Below are 18,165 nucleotides of genomic sequence, written 5' to 3'. Positions count from 1 at the left end.
CGCGACAAAAGCGTTCGCCAGGAATTTCGGCGGGATGAGATCCTGGATCGCGTATGTCCACGCACCCCGCCCCCGCCCTCGGCGCCCTCGCCCCCCGTCTGACCGAGCTGTCGCTGCGTGACGCGCAGCGCCTCGGCCGGCGGCTGGAGGGCGCGCGCAAGATCCGTAAGCCCGAGGCCCGGGCCGCCGTGCTCGCCGAGATCGAGGGGGAGATCGCCAAGGGCGAGGAGCGCGTCGCCGCGCGGCGCGCCCGGGTGCCCGCGGTCTCCTACCCGGAGCAGCTCCCGGTCAGCCAGAAGAAGGACGAGATCGCCGCGGCGATCCGCGACCACCAGGTCGTGATCGTCGCCGGTGAGACCGGTTCCGGCAAGACGACGCAGATCCCGAAGATCTGCCTGGAGCTGGGCCGCGGTGTGCGCGGCATGATCGGGCACACGCAGCCCCGCCGGATCGCCGCGCGGACGGTCGCCGAGCGGGTGGCGGAGGAGCTGGACACGCCGCTGGGCGAGGCGGTCGGCTGGAAGGTGCGGTTCACCGACCAGGTGAACCCGGAGGGCACCTTCGTCAAGCTGATGACGGACGGCATCCTGCTCGCCGAGATCCAGACGGACCGCGAGCTGCGCGCCTACGACACGATCATCATCGACGAGGCCCACGAGCGGTCCCTCAACATCGACTTCCTGCTGGGGTACCTCGCCCAGCTGCTGCCGAAGCGGCCGGATCTCAAGGTCGTCATCACCTCGGCGACGATCGACCCGGAGCGGTTCTCGCGGCATTTCGGCGACGCCCCGATCGTCGAGGTCAGCGGCCGTACCTACCCGGTGGAGGTGCGGTACCGGCCGTTGCTGGAGGAGGACTCCGAGGACGCCGACCGCGACCAGATCACGGCGATCTGCGACGCCGTCGAGGAGCTCCAGGCCGAGGGCAAGGGCGACATCCTTGTCTTCCTCTCGGGGGAGAGGGAGATCAGGGACACCGCCGACGCGCTCGTCAAGAAGAACTACCGGTTCACGGAGATCCTCCCGCTCTACGCCCGCCTCTCCCACGCCGAGCAGCACCGTGTCTTCCAGCCGCACACCGGGCGCAGGATCGTTCTGGCGACCAATGTCGCCGAGACGTCGCTGACCGTGCCGGGCATCAAGTACGTCATCGACCCCGGCTTCGCCCGGATCAGCCGGTACAGCCATCGCACCAAGGTGCAGCGGCTGCCGATCGAGCCGATCTCGCAGGCCAGCGCCAATCAGCGCAAGGGCCGCTGCGGCCGTACGTCCGACGGTGTCTGCATCCGGCTGTACTCCGAGGACGACTTCCTCGCCCGGCCGGAGTTCACCGACGCGGAGATCCTGCGCACCAACCTGGCCTCCGTCATCCTGCAGATGACCGCGGCCGGCCTCGGCGACATCGAGAAGTTCCCGTTCATCGACCCGCCGGACCACCGCAACATCCGCGACGGCGTCCAGCTGCTGCAGGAGCTCGGCGCGCTGGATCCGGCGCAGAAGGATCCCCGCAAGCGGCTCACGGAGACGGGCCGCAAGCTCGCCCAGCTCCCGGTGGACCCGCGGCTGGCCCGGATGGTCCTGGAGGCCGACCGCAACGGCTGTGTGCGGGAGGTCATGGTCATAGCGGCCGCGCTGTCCATCCAGGACCCGCGCGAGCGCCCGGCGGACAAGCAGGCCCAGGCCGACCAGCAGCACGCCCGGTTCAAGGACGAGACGAGCGACTTCCTCGCCTATCTGAACCTGTGGCGGTACATCCGTGAGCAGCAGCGCGAGCGCGGCTCGTCGTCGTTCCGCCGGATGTGCAAGCAGGAGTATCTGAACTTCCTGCGGATCCGCGAGTGGCAGGACATCTACACGCAGCTGCGGACCGTCGCCAAGCAGATGGGCATCCATCTGGACGAGGACGACGCGCCCGCGGACCGCATCCACGTCTCCCTCCTGGCGGGTCTCCTCTCCCACATCGGGATGAAGGACGTGAAGGAGTCCAAGGACTCCGCTCCGGGGGCGCGCAAGGACGGCGGACGCAACGAGTACCTGGGCGCCCGCAACGCCAAGTTCGCGATCTTCCCGGGCTCCGCGCTGTTCCGGAAGCCGCCGCGGTTTGTGATGTCGGCCGAGCTGGTGGAGACGTCCCGGCTGTGGGCCCGCGTCAACGCGAAGATCGAGCCGGAGTGGGTGGAGCCGCTCGCCGGGCACCTGCTGAAGCGGACGTACAGCGAACCGCACTGGGAGAAGGACCAGGCGGCCGTGATGGCGTACGAGAAGGTCACGCTGTACGGCGTCCCGATCGTGGCGCAGCGCAAGGTGAACTACGGCCGGATCGACCCGGAGGTCAGCCGGGAGCTGTTCATCCGCAACGCGCTGGTGGAGGGCGACTGGCGCACGCACCACAAGTTCTTCGCCGACAACCGCCGGCTGCTCAGCGAGGTCGAGGAGCTGGAGCACCGCGCCCGGCGCCGGGACATCGTCGTCGACGACGAGACGCTGTTCGACTTCTACGACGAGAAGGTTCCCGAGCACGTCGTGTCGGGGGCGCACTTCGACGCGTGGTGGAAGCGCAAGCGGCAGGAGCAGCCCGACTTCCTGGACTTCGAGCGGGAGATGCTCATCCGGGAGTCGGCCGAGGCGGTCACGAAGGCCGACTACCCGGACTCGTGGCGGCAGGGGCAGCTGAAGTTCCGGGTGACCTACCAGTTCGAGCCGGGTGCGGACGCGGACGGTGTGACCGTCCACATCCCGCTCCAGGTGCTCAACCAGGTCACCGCGGAGGGCTTCGACTGGCAGATCCCGGGTCTGCGCGAGGAGTTGGTGACGGAGCTGATCCGTTCCCTGCCGAAGCCGATCCGCCGCAACTACGTCCCGGCGCCGAACTTCGCGAAGCGGTTCCTGGACACGGCGGTCCCCGGGCAGGAGCCGCTGACGGTGACGATGGCCCGCGAGCTGAAGCGGATGGTCGGGGTGCCGTTCACCGCGGACGACTTCGACTGGGCGAAGGTCCCCGAGCATCTGCGCGTCACGTTCCGCATCGTCGACGAGCGGCGCCGCAGGCTGGCCGAGGACAAGGACCTGGAGGCGCTGCAGCTGCGCCTGAAGCCGAAGGCGCGCAAGGCGCTCTCGCAGGCCGCCGCGGCGACCGCTTCCCGGCAGGGCGGGGAGTCGCTGGAGCGTTCGGGTCTGACGGACTGGACGATCGGCACGCTCACCCGGGTCTTCGAGACGCGGCGGGCCGGGCAGCCGGTGAAGGCGTATCCGGCGCTCGTGGACGACGGCGACACGGTGTCCGTGCGGCTGTTCGACACGGAGGCGGAGCAGCAGCAGGCGATGTGGAAGGGCACCCGGCGGCTGATCCTGCGCAACATCCCGGTCAATCCGGCGAAGTTCGCGAGCGAAAAGCTGACGAACGCTCAGAAGCTGGGTCTGTCGGCGAATCCGCACGGGTCGATCCAGGCGCTGTTCGACGACTGCGCCATGGCGGCGGCGGACAAGCTGATCGGTGACTTCGGCGGCCCCGCGTGGGACGAGGAGTCGTACCGGAAGCTGTACGACAAGGTGCGCGCGGAGATCGTCGACACGACGGTGCGCGCCGTGGGGCAGGTGCAGCAGGTGCTGGCCGCCTGGCAGGCCGCCGAGCGGCGCCTGAAGGGCGTGCGCAGCCCCGCCCTGCTGCCGAACCTCGCGGATGTGCGGGCCCAGCTGGACGCCCTCGTGAAGCCCGGTTTCGTCACCGAGGCGGGGCTGCGCCGGCTGCCCGACCTGATGCGCTATCTGATCGCGGTGGACCGCCGGCTGCAGCAGATGCCGACGAACGTCCAGCGCGACACGACGCGCATGGAGAAGGTCCACGAGATGCGGGACGAGTACGCCTGGCTGCTCGAGCAGATGCCGCAGGGCCGTCCGGTGCCGCAGGCGGTGCTGGACGTCCGCTGGATGCTGGAGGAGCTGCGGGTCAGCTATTTCGCGCACGCGCTGGGGACGGCGTATCCGATCTCCGACAAGCGGATCGTGAAGGCGATCGACGCGCTGGCGCCGTGACGGACCGCGTACGGAGGGTGAGTTCGACCCGGGGCTCACCCTCCTGTACAGTCTCTTCTCGCAGCGCAACGCACGCAGTGCCGAAGATCCGGCTCCGCCGGGTGAGCGCCGCAAAGCCTGGTCCTGTGGAGCAGTTTGGAGTGCTCGCCACCCTGTCAAGGTGGAGGCCGCGGGTTCAAATCCCGTCAGGACCGCAAGTGGAGGCCCGTCCCCGTCGAGGGGGCGGGCCTTTCGCATGGCCTTTCGCGGACCTCTCGCAGAGACTTCCGTGGGCCCTCCGCGGGCCTTTCGCGGGGGGGGGGCGTACGGTCTGCGCGCCGCGCTCTCCGGGCCCCTGAGCCCCTCTGGAGGGTTCGGAGGGGCTCGGGGGGCGTCTGGGGCGGAACCGGCCTTGCCGGCCCTCCACGCCGCCTTGACGGAGTCACATTCGCTCGGTACCCAGATCTCAGGGCCCTTTTCGGCTGGCCCCCGGTGGAGGTGGCGTATGGCGGCATCGACCAGGCACGAGACGCGGGCCCTGCTCCGCGCGCACCTGTCGGCCGCCTCCTCCTACCGACATCTGACCCGGCACTGCCCGATCTGCCACCGGCTGCTGCGGCTGGCCCTCGACAGCGGATCGGGTGCCGCCGGCGCTCCCAGCGCCCTCAGCGCCTCCGGGGCATCCGACACGCCGGACACTCCCCGGCCGGCCGCGGACGAGGTGGCGCCGGAGGAGACACCGTCCCCAGCCTGACCACCACCGTCGTCAACTCCGGCTGGGGCAGCGGCTTCTGGAACACGCGGCTCCCTTTAGCGCACATACGCCAGGGGCAACAAGCACCCCGGCATGTGACGGGTGTCACCGCATGAGTTTCCGGGACCCCGGTACTTACACCCCGCCTACAACAGGTCAATTTAATATGTGCAATTGCACCAGGTTCCACGGGTCGCGCCGGCCGCTCCGGGCGCCCGTCCGGGGCCGATCGCACAGGCGATCGGACAGCGGTCCCCAGACTTCGACAAGGCCACGCACAGCCTCACGGGCAGGCGCGCGGGGGCGCACAAAAAAGATCGCGCTGGACCCGGCGGAGTCCAGCGCGATCTACGACGCACCCTTGTTGCGTGCCTGAAGTGCTCTGACGGCTTGGGCGAGGGCTCTGTTGGGGCAGAACCCGCGTCGCTTGGAGCTAGGTCCGGGCGCCGCGGCGAGTTGGGGGAACCGCCGGTTTGCCCGGTTCTGCGAGAGTTCAGGCCTCGCTGCGCTGCTGCGGAATGCCCGCGAGCAGAGCGCGGACCTCAGCCTCGCGGTAACGGCGGTGTCCGCCGAGCGTACGGATGGAAGTGAGCTTCCCGGCCTTCGCCCACCGCGTGACCGTCTTGGGGTCGACGCGGAACATCGTGGCGACCTCAGCCGGGGTCAGCAGCGGCTCGGCATCAGGGGTGCGAGCGGTCATGAGCGGCCTCCTCGGGAGAACCGAACCTTCTCGGTTCTTTCCTCTAAATTCTGCACCTTGACCCGCGTTGCCCGAAATGGCGGACGCGAGTCGAGTCGGTTATAGGACGAACGGCTTGTCCTCGGCACTACAACTACACCATCTGTCCAGCCGCGTCGGCCAAACCGATGGAATTGCCCCTCCAGGTGTTCATCAGCGACGGAAGCCGATGGACCATGCCATAGCGGACAGTCACGCCACTGTGACGATCAGTCACAGTGGCGTGCAGGAGTCCCAAGACCCCCCAAAGCGTGCAATGTCGAGACGGAGTCCTCCCCGGACTCCTTGTCCTATTTTGGCACGAGGGGGGGTTAGGGACGCAAGGGCCGTGTACGTGCGGTCCGTCACGCTTGGACGAGTTGGCTGGATCCAGTGGCATACGCCCGGATCGCGCCTTACGTCCCATGTTGACGGAACATCAGGTACTCAGACCGAGCACGAAACCCCAAAACGGGCGGATCGTCAAACGTCAGTTCGTTACCAAAGGGATGCCACCTGCCCTGCCGTGGCCTGAGCCGTGTGCTACGTCACACGGCCCGCCGCGCGGAGGGGTTCAATTCGCGGACCGCCGGTCCCGCACCGACCGCCAGCGCTCCACGAGACGCCCGTACGCTTCCCCCGCCGCCGCGCCGTCGCCCTGCCGCAGCGCCTCGATGCCCTCGGCCACGTCCGCCGCCGAGTGGTCGTCCTCCAGCTCACCGGCCGGCAGCGCGTGCACCAGGCCGCCGTAGTCCAGTTCCACCAGCGAACGCGGGTGGAAATCCTCCAGCCAGCGGCCCACGTCCAGCAGACCGTCGATGAGCGGGCCCTCGTCGATGGTCTCCTTCAGCGTCCGCAGGGCCCGCGCCACCCGGCGCCGCGCCTCCACCATCGGTGTCTGGTACCGCAGCATCGGGGGCACGTCGCCGGAGCCCTTGTCGAAGCGCCGCTCCCCGTCCGACACCAGCACGAACCAGTGCAGCGGCACCTGCCACGTCGAGGTGCGGATCCACGGCCGCGCGTCCGGGTTGCGGGCCAGCCAGCGCTCGTAGTCCTGGGCCGCCTGCCGCCGTACGACCTCCGGCAGGACCGCGTCCAGCACCGGCTTGGGCAGCTCGTCGCCCAGCTCCCCGAGCGCCTGCCAGCCCCGCAGCCGGGTGCGCCACGGGCACACGCACACCACCCCGTCCACCTCCAGCACGAAGGCGTCGCTGCTCTCGTGCACGGGCACCGGCACCGGCGGCGTGGGCAGCAAGTCGGCCAGGGAGCGGCGCAGTTCGTCCTGGTACGAGGGACGGTCGGGGCGGCGGGCGTACCGGGTCCAGTGGCCGCGTTCCGGCTCGGGGAAGGCGGCCAGTGGCTCGTACACCCGCAGGTACGTCGCATACGGGACGATCACCGAGGACACCTTGGGCACGCCTGCTCCCTCCCCCGCCGTCTGCCAGGAAAACCTGTGGACCCCGCCTGGGACGGGAGCGGGAAATCCATGCAAATCGTCGCACGGCTGTACTCCGGGAGGAGGTGATCCCCGGCACCGCGGGTTCAGGGGGCGTCCGGAGGTCTAATCTCATGCTCGAGCACCCGCCACCGTCCCCACATCGCGCCACAAGCGCGGGGGACCCCCAGGGGGCTCCGCTCCGATCGCCGCCCGTACTCAGGAGTCACCACAGTGACCGACGTAACACACGGCGTCCTGCACACCCTGTTCCACTCGGACCAGGGGGGTCATGAGCAAGTTGTGCTCTGTCAGGACCGCGCCAGCGGCCTCAAGGCCGTCATCGCCATCCACTCCACCGCCCTGGGCCCCGCCCTCGGCGGCACGCGCTTCTACCCCTACGCGACCGAGGAGGAGGCCGTCGCCGACGCCCTGAACCTCGCGCGCGGGATGTCGTACAAGAACGCCATGGCCGGGCTCGACCACGGCGGCGGGAAGGCCGTGATCATCGGCGATCCGGCCCGGATCAAGACGGAGGAGCTACTGCTGGCCTACGGCCGGTTCGTGGCCTCCCTGGGCGGCCGCTACGTCACCGCGTGCGACGTCGGCACCTATGTGGCCGACATGGACGTGGTGGCGCGCGAGAACCGCTGGACGACCGGGCGCTCCCCGGAGAACGGCGGCGCCGGCGACTCCTCGGTGCTCACCGCCTTCGGCGTCTACCAGGGCATGCGCGCCTCCGCGCAGCACCGCTGGGGCGACCCGTCGCTGCGGGACCGCACGGTCGGCGTCGCGGGCGTCGGCAAGGTGGGCCACATCCTGGTCGAGCACCTGGTGGCCGAGGGCGCCAAGGTCGTGATCACGGACGTGCGCGAGGACGTGGTCGGCCGGATCGTCGCCGCCCACCCGGGCTCGGTGACGGCCGTCGCCGACACCGCGACCCTGATCCGGGTCGAGGACCTCGACATCTACGCGCCCTGCGCGCTCGGCGGGGCCCTGAACGACGACACCGTGCCGGTGCTGACCGCGGGGATCGTGTGCGGCGCCGCCAACAACCAGCTCGCCCACCCGGGTGTCGAGAAGGACCTCGCCGACCGCGGGATCCTCTACGCGCCCGACTACGTGGTGAACGCCGGCGGGGTCATCCAGGTCGCCGACGAGCTGCACGGGTTCGACTTCGACCGCTGCAAGGTGAAGGCGGCGAAGATCTTCGACACCACGCTGGCGATATTCGCACGCGCGAAGGCTGACGGGATTCCGCCGGCCGCCGCGGCCGACCGGATCGCCGAGCAGCGGATCGCGGAGGGGCGCGAGGCCCGCGCGGGTCTCTGATCCGGCGCGCCCGGGGCCGGACCGGGTCCGCCGGCCCGGCCCCGGGCGGTACCCGCCGGTGGGCGGTTGGAGAGAACTCTCACTTCTACCGGCGGGTCGACCGCCCATAAGTGGTTAAAATCGCGGTTGACCAGCGAGGAAAGGGCACCTCGAAGGTCCTGGGCAGACGCGCGTGCTGCGGGCGACGTACCGTATGGGCGCGGGCTCAGGTACCGTGGAAGCCCTACGGATCGGCCTCTCCATGGAGAGTCCGTTCCGGATCATGAACGCGTGTCAGACTCTGGGGCCGTCGAGCCCCGTCACCGAGGGGGTCGAGCCATGGGGCGCGGCCGGGCCAAGGCCAAGCAGACGAAGGTCGCCCGCCAGCTGAAGTACAACAGCGGTGGGACGGACCTTTCACGTCTGGCCAGTGAACTGGGCGCATCGACTTCGAGCCAGCCGCCGAACGGCGAGCCGTTCGAGGACGATGAGGATGACGAGGACGATCTCTACTCTCGATACGCCGACCTCTATGAGGACGACGACGAGGACGAAGACGACGGTCCCTCTTCACAACACCGTCGCGGCGCTTGACCATGCAGTGAGCACTCACCCGGTCGGTGGCTCTGCCACCGGCCGGGTTCTGTGCTGTCCTCAGGTCCGCATCGCTCAGACCGCGTAGTCGCCGACCAGCTCCGCGCCGGTCGTGTGCTCGCCGCGGTCCGTGATCTCGCCGGTCACCCAGGCGTCGACGCCGCGGTCGCCCAGCGTGGCCAGGGCCGCGTCGACCGACTCCGCGGGCACGATCGCCATCATGCCGACGCCCATGTTCAGCGTCTTCTCCAGCTCCAGGCGCTCGACCCGGCCGGTCCTGCCGACGAGGTCGAAGACGGGCGCCGGGGTCCAGGTGGACCGGTCGACGACCGCGTGGAGCGTGTCGGGGATCACCCGGGCCAGGTTGGCGGCCAGACCGCCGCCGGTGATGTGGCTGAAGGCGTGCACCTCGGTGGTCCGGGTCAGCGCCAGGCAGTCCAGCGAGTAGATCTTCGTCGGCTCCAGCAGCTCCTCGCCGAGCGTGCGGCCGAGGTCCTCGATGTGGGCGTCCAGCGCGAGACCGGCCTGGTTCAGCAGGACGTGCCGCACCAGCGAGTACCCGTTCGAGTGAAGGCCGGAGGCCGCCATGGCGATCACGGCGTCACCCTTACGGATGCGATCCGCGCCGAGCAGCCGGTCGGCCTCCACGACGCCCGTGCCGGCGCCGGCGACGTCGAAGTCGTCCTCGCCCAGCAGGCCCGGGTGCTCGGCCGTCTCACCGCCGACCAGGGCGCAGCCGGCCAGCACACAGCCCTCGGCGATGCCCTTGACGATCGAGGCGACCCGCTCGGGGTGGACCTTGCCGACGCAGATGTAGTCGGTCATGAACAGCGGCTCGGCACCGCACACCACGATGTCGTCCATGACCATGGCGACCAGGTCGTGCCCGATCGTGTCGTAGACGCCCATCTGGCGCGCGATGTCGACCTTGGTGCCGACGCCGTCCGTGGCGGACGCGAGGAGGGGACGCTCGTACCGCTTGAGGGCGGAGGCGTCGAAGAGTCCGGCGAAGCCGCCGAGGCCGCCGAGGACCTCGGGGCGCTGGGCCTTCTTCACCCACTCCTTCATCAGCTCGACCGCGCGGTCGCCCGCCTCGATGTCGACGCCCGCCGCCGCGTAGGAGGCACCGCTGGTACCCGTCGCCGGAGGCGACTGATCTGACACAGGAGACATTGCCTGGGATCTTTCGGTTGGGAACTACGGGGCTTACGGGCGACGGATCGCGTCGGCGGCAGCCGTGGCGGCCGTACCGGCCGCGAGCTCGGTCTCCAGGAGCTGCTTGCCGAGCAGCTCCGGGTCCGGGAGGTCCATCGGGTACTCGCCGTCGAAGCAGGCGCGGCACAGGTTCGGCTTGGCGATGGTGGTCGCCTCGATCATGCCGTCGATGGAGATGTACGACAGGGAGTCGGCGCCCAGCGAGGTGCCGATCTCCTCGATCGTCATGCCGTTGGCGATGAGCTCGGCGCGGGTGGCGAAGTCGATGCCGAAGAAGCACGGCCACTTCACCGGCGGCGAGGAGATCCGGATGTGGACCTCGGCGGCGCCGGCCTCGCGGAGCATGCGGACCAGGGCGCGCTGGGTGTTGCCGCGCACGATCGAGTCGTCGACGACGACCAGGCGCTTGCCCTTGATGACTTCCTTGAGCGGGTTCAGCTTCAGGCGGATGCCGAGCTGGCGGATGGTCTGCGAGGGCTGGATGAAGGTCCGGCCGACGTAGGCGTTCTTCACCAGGCCGGCGCCGAACGGGATGCCGCTCGCCTCCGCGTAGCCGATGGCGGCCGGGGTGCCCGACTCCGGGGTCGCTATGACCAGGTCGGCCTCGACCGGGGCCTCCTTCGCCAGCCTGCGGCCCATCTCCACGCGGGAGAGGTACACGTTGCGGCCGGCGATGTCGGTGTCGGGGCGGGCCAGGTACACGTACTCGAAGACACAGCCCTTGGGCTTCGCTTCCGCGAATCGGGAGGTGCGCAGGCCGTTCTCGTCGATGGCGACGAACTCGCCCGGCTCGATCTCGCGGACGAAGCTGGCGCCGACGATGTCGAGGGCCGCGCTCTCGGAGGCGGCGACCCAGCCGCGCTCCAGCCGGCCGAGGACCAGCGGGCGGATGCCCTGCGGGTCACGGGCGGCGTAGAGGGTGTGCTCGTCCATGAAGACGAGGCTGAAGGCGCCCTGCACCTGCGGAAGGACCTCGTGGGCCGCCTCCTCGATGGTGAGCGGCTTGCCGTCCTCGTCGACCTGGGCCGCGAGCAGCGCGGTCAGCAGGTCGGTGTCGTTGGTCGCCGCGACGCGCGGGGACCGCCCGCCCTCCTGCTTGGGCAGGTCGGCGACCATCTCGGCGAGCTGGGCGGTGTTGACGAGGTTGCCGTTGTGGCCGAGCGCGATGGAGCCGTGCCCGGTGGCACGGAACGTCGGCTGGGCGTTCTCCCACACGGAGGCGCCGGTGGTCGAGTAGCGGGCGTGTCCGACCGCGATGTGACCCTGGAGCGAACCGAGCGAGGTCTCGTCGAAGACCTGGGACACGAGGCCCATGTCCTTGAAGACGAGGATCTGGGAGCCGTTGCTGACCGCGATTCCCGCGGATTCCTGGCCCCGATGCTGGAGGGCGTAGAGCCCGAAGTACGTGAGCTTTGCGACCTCTTCGCCCGGAGCCCAGACACCGAAGACGCCACACGCGTCCTGGGGGCCTTTCTCGCCGGGGAGCAGATCGTGATTGAGTCGACCGTCACCACGTGGCACGTCCCCGAGTGTAGGCGAGGTCGACCACTGGTCCGAATTGGGGATGCGCGGCCGTAAAGGATCACTTGCCGGCGGTCGCGTGGACGGTCTCGCCGTTTTCGCTGGTCAGCGTGAGGGTGCGGTCGTCGACGCGGTATTTCACGGTGCTGTCGAAGAGGCCCAGGAGCTTCTTCTCCGCTGTCATGAGTGAGGTGTCGCACATCATTCGGGTGGTGGACGCCGTGCCCAGCGTGATACTGCCGTCGCGGACCGTGGCGCTCGCCTTCACCCGGTTGCAGCCGAGGCTTCCGCTGACCTGGCCGGTCTTCGTGTCGAAGGTGAGATGGGCCCGGCCGTCCGCGTCCGGGCTGGTCACGGTCCATTCGGTGCCCTTGAGCGGGGCCGCCTCCCGCCGGGTGAGCGCCACGCGGTCGCCGTCCTTCGTGGTGAGGGTGAGCTTGTCGCCGTCCTTCTCGGTGGTCAGATTTCCGTCGGCGAGGGTGCGGGCGAGGGTCTGCTCGAAGCCGGCGGGGACGCCGTCGCAGGCCATCTCCGTCGACTGGATCCCGTCGAAGGCGACGTGGCCGTCGGCGAAGTCGGCCTGGGCGCCGAAGGCGTTGCAGCCCAGGTTGCCCTTGACCTTCCCGTCGCCGGAGATCCGCAGCCAGGCGCCGTCCGGCGCGGCCTTCTTCCGGCCGTCCACGGTCACCTGGTCGACGGCCCAGCGGGCGTCGGACAGGGACGCACGCGCCCCGGCGCCGACGGATGCGCTGCCCGCGTCCTCACTGCCGCAGGCCGCGGCGAGCGGGATCAGGGTGAGAGCGGCGAGGGCGGCCAGTCGCCGCTGCTGCGTACCGGGTGTGCCGAGAGTGTCCATGCCGGTGGGACGGGAGGGACGGAGGACCGGTTCCGCAGGGGCCTGCCCGCTGCACGGTTGCTTTTTCCGGTTGCGGCCGGGGGGCCGGCTCGGCAGGGTCGGACGTCATCCGCGCCCTGCGTCGGCGTGACCGAAGGAGGGACCGTGTGAAGACCGGCCGGGAACGTCGTCTGGCCCTCCTCGGGGGCGGGTTCTCCACCGACGACGACGGTGTGCTGGACGACTGGGTGCTCGGCCTGGTGGGCGCGGCCCGGCCCAAGGTGTGCTTCGTGCCGACGGCGAGCGGCGACGCGCCCGGCTATGTCGACCGCTTCCTCGCCGCGTTCGCGTCCCGTCCGGTCGAGGCCGGGGTGCTGCCCCTGTTCCGGCGCACGCTCGACGACGAGGCCCTGCGGACCTTCCTGCTGGGCCAGGACGTCGTGTACGTCGGCGGGGGCAACACCGCGAACCTGCTGGCCGTCTGGCGCGTGCACGGCGTGGACCGGCTGCTCCGCGAGGCGTACGACCGGGGCGTCCTGTTGTGCGGCATCAGCGCCGGTGCCAACTGCTGGGCCGAGGGCTCGCACACCGACTCCTTCGGGCCGCTGACGCACCTCGCCGACGGGCTGGGGCTGCTGCCCGGCTCGGTCTGCCCCCACTACGACGGTGAGCCCGGACGTCGGCCCTCCTACCGGGCGGCGGTGGCGAGCGGGGCGCTGCCGCCGGGCTGGGCGGTGGAGGACGGGGTCGGCGCGCTGTTCACGGAAGGGCGGCTGACGGAGGCGGTGACGCGCGTGCCGGAGGCCCGCCTGTACCGGGTCGAGCCGGACGGGGAAGGCGGGGCGGCCGAGCACGCCGTGCCCTGTCGCCCGCCTTCCGGAGGCCGGGTCAGCCCATGAGGGGGAGCAGGGCGCTCAGGTCCGCGCGTTCGCCGCTGGCGCTGACCTTGGCCTCCGCGAGAGCGTCCCGCCAGGTGAGGCGGCCGGTGGCGAGCCGGGTCCAGGTGAGCGGATCGGTCTCGACGACGTTGGGCGGGGTGCCCCGGGTGTGCCGCGGGCCCTCCACACACTGGACGACGGCGTAGGGCGGGACGCGGACCTCGGTCGAGCCGCCCGGCGCCTTCGCGGCGAGCGCGTCGGCGAGGAGCCGGGTGCAGGCGGCGAGGGCCTGCCGCTCGTACGGGATGTCGAGGCCGGGGACGGCGGCGTTCAGGTCGTCGGTGTGGACGACGAGTTCGACGGTACGGGTGACCAGGTAGTCGGCGAGGGGCAGGGCGCCGGTGCGGGTGTCGAGAAGCCGTTCGCCGGGCGCGGTCGCCAGGCGCTCGGTGAGGCGTTCCCCGGTGCGGGCGTACAGCGCGTCGAGGTCGGGGTGGGCGGCGGCCAGCTCCCGGGTGCCTTCGGCGATGTCCCCGGCGCGGGCGGCGGTGGCCGACGGCCAGTCCAGCAGGGTGAGCGTGGCCTTCGCCGGCTCGTCCCGGTCGATGTTCCGGCTGACGGTCTCGAGCGCCATGGTCACATGGGCGGCCAGGTCCCGCACGGTCCAGCCGTCCAGCCGGGTCGGCAGGGCGAGCTGCTCCTCGGTGAGGCCGCGGACGGCCTGCCGGACGTGCCCGAACTGGGCGAGCACGGCGGTCCGGATCTTGACGGGGTCGTAGGTGCGCGCGCGCTTCTTGGCCGGGGGCATGGGGAGCAGCCTATTGCGGGAGATCGCGGCTCGGATCGGCGTTCGATAACTCGTCCAAGTGATCGACTGCGGAAGACATCCCGCGTCGGCTGCCCCGGACGACACTGGTCACCGCTCAGGAGGAGGTGCAACATGACGGTTATGGCCGAGCGCACGTCTCAGATGTCGGTGGAGGAGTTCGAAACGATCGCCGCCGCCGCTCCCGAGACCGTCACGTTGGAGTTCATCGACGGACGGATCGGAGTCAAGAAGGTGACGGACGGGGACCACGACACGATCGTGTCCTGGCTGACCAAGCGCTGTATCCAAAGCCGTCCCGACCTGGACGTGTACCACGGTCGTGGACTGCGGGTGGCCGCGTACCGGCAGGGCAGGGCGAAGCCCGACGCAGTGCTGGCGCCCGAGGCCCACTTCGCCGCACACGGCGAGTGGGCCGACCCGGAAGGGGCACTCATGGTCGTGGAGGTCACCTCGTACGACTCGGACACAGACCGACGGGACCGGTACGAGAAGCCCGCCGCGTACGGTCAGGCGGAGATCCCGGTGTACCTCTTGATCGACCGCGATTCCTGCACGCTCACGGTGCACAGCTCGCCCGACCGGAAGATCGGTGGCTACCGCACCGTCCGCACCGCGAAGTTCGGCGAGAAGGTCCTCCTTCCCGAGCCCATCGGCATCGAACTCGACACGGAGATCCTCAAGAACTACGTGCGGTGAGACGAGAAGGTCCCGTCCGTGGGCCGGACGGGACCTTCATGCCGTACCGCCGGCTACGCCAGCAGTGCCGGGATCGTCGCCTCGTGCGTCTCGCGGAGTTCGGTCAGGGGGAGGGAGAACTCGCCCTGGATCTCCACCGCGTCGCCGTCCACGACACCGATGCGCGTGGCCGGCAGGCCCCGGGCGCCGCACATGTCGGTGAAGCGGAGTTCCTCCGAGCGCGGGACGGCCACGACGGCGCGGCCGGCCGACTCGGAGAACAGGAAGGTGAAGGCGTCCAGGCCGTCGGGCACGACCAGGCGGGCGCCCTTGTCCCCGAGCAGCGCCGACTCGACGACCGCCTGGATCAGACCGCCGTCGGACAGGTCGTGCGCGGAGTCGATCATGCCGTCGCGGGAGGCCGAGATCAGGATCTCGGCGAGCAGCCGCTCGCGCTCCAGGTCGACCTTGGGCGGCAGACCGCCGAGGTGGTCGTGGACGACCTGGGACCAGGCCGAGCCGCTGAACTCCTCACGGGTGTCGCCGAGGAGGTAGAGCAGCTGGCCCTCCTCCTGGAAGGCGACCGGCGTGCGGCGGGCCACGTCGTCGATCACACCGAGGACGGCGACGACCGGCGTCGGGTGGATGGCCGCCTCGCCCGTCTGGTTGTAGAGCGAGACGTTGCCGCCGGTCACCGGCGTGCCGAGCTGCTGACAGGCGTCGGCGAGACCGCGCACGGCCTCGGCGAACTGCCACATGACGGCCGGGTCCTCGGGCGAGCCGAAGTTCAGGCAGTCGGAGACGGCGAGCGGCTTGGCGCCGGTCGTCGCCACGTTGCGGTACGCCTCGGCGAGGGCCAGCTGGGCGCCGTGGTACGGGTCCAGCTTGGCGTACCGGCCGTTGCCGTCGGTCGCGAGGGCGACGCCGAGGCCGGTCTCCTCGTCGATGCGGATCATGCCGGAGTCCTCGGGCTGGGCGAGGACGGTGTTGCCCTGTACGAAGTGGTCGTACTGCGACGTGATCCACTTCTTGCTGGCCTGGTTCGGGGAGCCGACCAGCTTCAGGACCTGGTCCCTCAGCTCGTCCGAAGTCGCCGGGCGGGGCAGCTTGTTCGCGTCGTCGGCCTGCAGCTCGTCCTGCCAGGACGGGCGGGCGTAGGGGCGCTCGTAGACCGGGCCCTCGTGCGCCACCGTGCGCGGGTCGACGTCGACGATCTTGCCGCCGTGCCAGTAGATCTCCAGGCGGTCGCCGTCGGTGACCTCACCGATGACGGTGGCGATGACGTCCCACTTCTCGCAGATCTCGAGGAACCGGTCGACCTTCTCCGGCTCGACGACCGCGCACATGCGTTCCTGCGACTCGCTCATGAGGATCTCCTCGGGCGAGAGCGTGGAGTCGCGCAGCGGGACGTCGTCCAGGGTGACGCGCATGCCGCCGGAGCCGTTGGAGGCCAGCTCGGACGTGGCGCAGGACAGGCCCGCCGCGCCGAGGTCCTGGATGCCGACGACCAGCTTCTCCTGGAACGCCTCCAGGGTGCACTCGATGAGGAGCTTCTCCTGGAAGGGGTCGCCGACCTGCACGGCGGGGCGCTTCGACGGCTTGGCGTCGTCGAAGGTCTCCGAGGCGAGGATCGAGGCGCCGCCGATGCCGTCGCCGCCGGTCCGGGCCCCGTACAGGATGACCTTGTTGCCGGCGCCGGACGCCTTCGCGAGGTGGATGTCCTCGTGCCGCATCACACCGATGGCACCCGCGTTGACCAGCGGGTTGCCCTGGTAGCAGGCGTCGAAGACGACCTCGCCGCCGATGTTCGGCAGACCCAGGCAGTTGCCGTAGCCGCCGATGCCGGCGACGACGCCCGGCAGGACGCGCTTGGTGTCGGGGTGGTCGGCGGCGCCGAAGCGCAGCGGGTCCACGACGGCGACCGGGCGGGCGCCCATCGCGATGATGTCGCGGACGATGCCGCCGACGCCGGTGGCCGCGCCCTGGTAGGGCTCGACGTACGACGGGTGGTTGTGCGACTCGACCTTGAAGGTGACCGCGTAGCCCTGGCCGACGTCCACGACGCCCGCGTTCTCGCCGATGCCGACGAGCAGGGCGTCGGACTCGGGGGCCTTCTCGCCGAACTGGCGCAGGTGCACCTTGGAGGACTTGTAGGAGCAGTGCTCGGACCACATGACGGAGTACATGGCGAGCTCGGCACCGGTGGGCCGACGGCCGAGGATCTCGACCACGCGCTCGTACTCGTCCTTCTTCAGGCCCAGTTCGGCCCAGGGCAGCTCGACGTCGGGGGTCGCGGCCGCGTGCTCGACCGTGTCCAGAGGCGTCCGGCTCATGCGTTGACCAGCTTCTTGAGGATCGAGGTGAAGAACGGGAGGCCGTCGGTGCGGCCGGTGCCGATGAGCGACTCCACGGCGTGCTCCGGGTGCGGCATCAGGCCCACGACGTTGCCGGCCTCGTTGGTGATGCCGGCGATGTCGTTGAGCGAGCCGTTGGGGTTGAAGTCCAGGTAGCGGAACGCGACCCGGCCCTCGGCCTCCAGCTTGTCCAGCGTGTACTGGTCGGCCACATAGCGGCCGTCCATGTTCTTCAGCGGGATGTGGATCTCCTGGCCGGCCGTGTAGTCGGTCGTCCAGGCCGTCCCGGCGTTCTCCACGCGCAGCTTCTGGTCACGGCAGATGAAGTGCAGGTGGTCGTTGCCGAGCATGCCGCCGGGCAGCAGGTGCGCCTCGGTGAGGATCTGGAAGCCGTTGCAGATTCCGAGGACGGGAAGGCCGCCCTTCGCCTGCTCGATGAGGGTGTCCATCACCGGCGAGAAGCGGGCGATGGCTCCGGCGCGCAGATAGTCGCCATAGGAGAAACCACCGCACAACACCACGGCGTCGACCTGCTTGAGGTCTTTGTCCTTGTGCCACAGGGCGACCGGTTCGGCGCCCGCGAGGCGGATCGCGCGCTGTGTGTCACGGTCGTCGAGAGAACCCGGGAAAGTGACGACGCCAATACGAGCGGTCACTTCGCGGCCTCCGCGACTTCCTCGACACGGACGGTGAAGTCCTCGATCACGGTGTTGGCGAGGAAGGATTCCGCAAGATCGTGGATGCGGGCGAGCGCGGCATCGTCGACCGGTCCGTCAACTTCCAGTTCGAAACGCTTTCCCTGACGTACGTCCGAGATGCCCTCGAAACCCAGTCGCGGCAGTGCGCGCTGCACCGCCTGGCCCTGGGGGTCGAGGATCTCCGGCTTGAGCATGACGTCGACTACGACGCGTGCCACGTGCACTCCCGGTGGTGTGGTGCTGAGCAGGTTCCTGCAAGGTGCTTTCAGACTACCCGCACAAAATTTCTACGCGCGTCGACTTGTAGGAAGCTACGTGACCGCGCTCACGACGGGCAC

General features: G+C 70.0%; 15 protein-coding genes and 1 tRNA gene. 7 read left to right on the top strand and 9 right to left on the bottom strand.

Features of this window, described 5'->3' with window-relative positions:
- The first annotated feature begins 53 nt into the window (after positions 1–53).
- From hrpA to ACFV46_RS31785, 3 genes are all read left to right on the top strand, one after another.
- Positions 54–4,031 carry an ATP-dependent RNA helicase HrpA gene (hrpA, locus tag ACFV46_RS31795; RefSeq protein WP_385500774.1) on the top strand — a complete coding sequence of 1,326 codons (3,978 nt, stop codon included), beginning with the start codon at positions 54–56 and terminating at the stop codon, positions 4,029–4,031.
- Between the two features lie 119 nt (positions 4,032–4,150).
- A tRNA-Asp gene (locus ACFV46_RS31790) sits at positions 4,151–4,225 on the top strand.
- A 290-nt stretch (positions 4,226–4,515) separates the two neighbouring features.
- Positions 4,516–4,764 (top strand): DUF6274 family protein, encoded by a 249-nt coding sequence (locus ACFV46_RS31785; RefSeq protein ID WP_385500773.1) that lies wholly within the window; start codon positions 4,516–4,518, stop codon positions 4,762–4,764.
- A 493-nt stretch (positions 4,765–5,257) separates the two neighbouring features.
- Here the strand turns inward: ACFV46_RS31785 and bldC are convergent, their stop codons facing one another.
- Both bldC and ACFV46_RS31775 read right to left on the bottom strand, forming a co-directional pair.
- Positions 5,258–5,464: a developmental transcriptional regulator BldC gene (gene bldC / locus ACFV46_RS31780; protein WP_003949541.1), complete on the bottom strand. Its 207-nt coding sequence runs from the start codon at positions 5,462–5,464 to the stop codon at positions 5,258–5,260.
- 592 nt (positions 5,465–6,056) lie between these two features.
- Entirely contained in the window at positions 6,057–6,899 is an 843-nt protein-coding gene (locus tag ACFV46_RS31775; RefSeq protein WP_385500771.1) for a hypothetical protein, read from the bottom strand.
- A 252-nt stretch (positions 6,900–7,151) separates the two neighbouring features.
- Between ACFV46_RS31775 and ACFV46_RS31770 the strand changes: the two genes are divergently transcribed.
- Both ACFV46_RS31770 and ACFV46_RS31765 read left to right on the top strand, forming a co-directional pair.
- The gene (locus ACFV46_RS31770) at positions 7,152–8,249 is read left to right on the top strand and encodes a Glu/Leu/Phe/Val dehydrogenase dimerization domain-containing protein (protein WP_361928601.1); all 1,098 of its coding nucleotides are present in this window, start codon (positions 7,152–7,154) and stop codon (positions 8,247–8,249) included.
- A 318-nt stretch (positions 8,250–8,567) separates the two neighbouring features.
- Positions 8,568–8,822 carry a DUF3073 domain-containing protein gene (locus ACFV46_RS31765; protein ID WP_062673355.1) on the top strand — a complete coding sequence of 85 codons (255 nt, stop codon included), beginning with the start codon at positions 8,568–8,570 and terminating at the stop codon, positions 8,820–8,822.
- A gap of 75 nt (positions 8,823–8,897) precedes the next feature.
- On the opposite strand, the gene purM is transcribed toward ACFV46_RS31765, so the two are convergent.
- The 3 genes from purM to ACFV46_RS31750 form a co-directional block, all read right to left on the bottom strand.
- Positions 8,898–9,986 (bottom strand): phosphoribosylformylglycinamidine cyclo-ligase, encoded by a 1,089-nt coding sequence (gene purM, locus ACFV46_RS31760; RefSeq protein WP_361928599.1) that lies wholly within the window; start codon positions 9,984–9,986, stop codon positions 8,898–8,900.
- A 42-nt stretch (positions 9,987–10,028) separates the two neighbouring features.
- On the bottom strand, positions 10,029–11,558 hold the full coding sequence (purF, locus tag ACFV46_RS31755) for an amidophosphoribosyltransferase (RefSeq protein WP_361928596.1): 1,530 nt from the start codon (positions 11,556–11,558) through the stop codon (positions 10,029–10,031).
- 61 nt (positions 11,559–11,619) lie between these two features.
- Complete coding sequence (locus ACFV46_RS31750) at positions 11,620–12,414, bottom strand: META domain-containing protein (protein WP_376730010.1); 795 nt, start codon at positions 12,412–12,414, stop codon at positions 11,620–11,622.
- Positions 12,415–12,560: 146 nt separating this feature from the next.
- Between ACFV46_RS31750 and ACFV46_RS31745 the strand changes: the two genes are divergently transcribed.
- Positions 12,561–13,292 (top strand): peptidase E, encoded by a 732-nt coding sequence (locus ACFV46_RS31745; RefSeq protein ID WP_361928590.1) that lies wholly within the window; start codon positions 12,561–12,563, stop codon positions 13,290–13,292.
- Here the strand turns inward: ACFV46_RS31745 and ACFV46_RS31740 are convergent.
- Positions 13,282–14,079 carry a sterol carrier family protein gene (locus ACFV46_RS31740; protein WP_361928588.1) on the bottom strand — a complete coding sequence of 266 codons (798 nt, stop codon included), beginning with the start codon at positions 14,077–14,079 and terminating at the stop codon, positions 13,282–13,284. The genes ACFV46_RS31745 and ACFV46_RS31740 overlap by 11 nt on opposite strands.
- Before the next feature lie 132 nt (positions 14,080–14,211).
- On the opposite strand from ACFV46_RS31740, the gene ACFV46_RS31735 reads away from it, so the two are divergent.
- Complete coding sequence (locus ACFV46_RS31735) at positions 14,212–14,796, top strand: Uma2 family endonuclease (RefSeq protein ID WP_361928586.1); 585 nt, start codon at positions 14,212–14,214, stop codon at positions 14,794–14,796.
- 53 nt (positions 14,797–14,849) lie between these two features.
- On the opposite strand, the gene purL is transcribed toward ACFV46_RS31735, so the two are convergent.
- The 3 genes from purL to purS are packed head-to-tail and all read right to left on the bottom strand — an operon-like array spanning position 14,850 to position 18,045.
- On the bottom strand, positions 14,850–17,108 hold the full coding sequence (gene purL / locus ACFV46_RS31730; RefSeq protein ID WP_361928583.1) for a phosphoribosylformylglycinamidine synthase subunit PurL: 2,259 nt from the start codon (positions 17,106–17,108) through the stop codon (positions 14,850–14,852).
- Positions 17,105–17,785: a phosphoribosylformylglycinamidine synthase subunit PurQ gene (gene purQ, locus ACFV46_RS31725; protein WP_361928580.1), complete on the bottom strand. Its 681-nt coding sequence runs from the start codon at positions 17,783–17,785 to the stop codon at positions 17,105–17,107. Before purQ ends, purL begins: the two co-directional genes overlap by 4 nt.
- Complete coding sequence (gene purS / locus ACFV46_RS31720) at positions 17,782–18,045, bottom strand: phosphoribosylformylglycinamidine synthase subunit PurS (protein WP_055624957.1); 264 nt, start codon at positions 18,043–18,045, stop codon at positions 17,782–17,784. Before purS ends, purQ begins: the two co-directional genes overlap by 4 nt.
- Positions 18,046–18,165: the final 120 nt, after the last annotated feature.

Origin of the sequence: Streptomyces sp. NPDC059852 (genome assembly GCF_042731455.1) — a bacterium.
Classification (GTDB): domain Bacteria; phylum Actinomycetota; class Actinomycetes; order Streptomycetales; family Streptomycetaceae; genus Streptomyces.
Note: the sequence above shows the minus strand (reverse complement) of the source record. Positions and strands in the feature narration are given on the sequence as shown.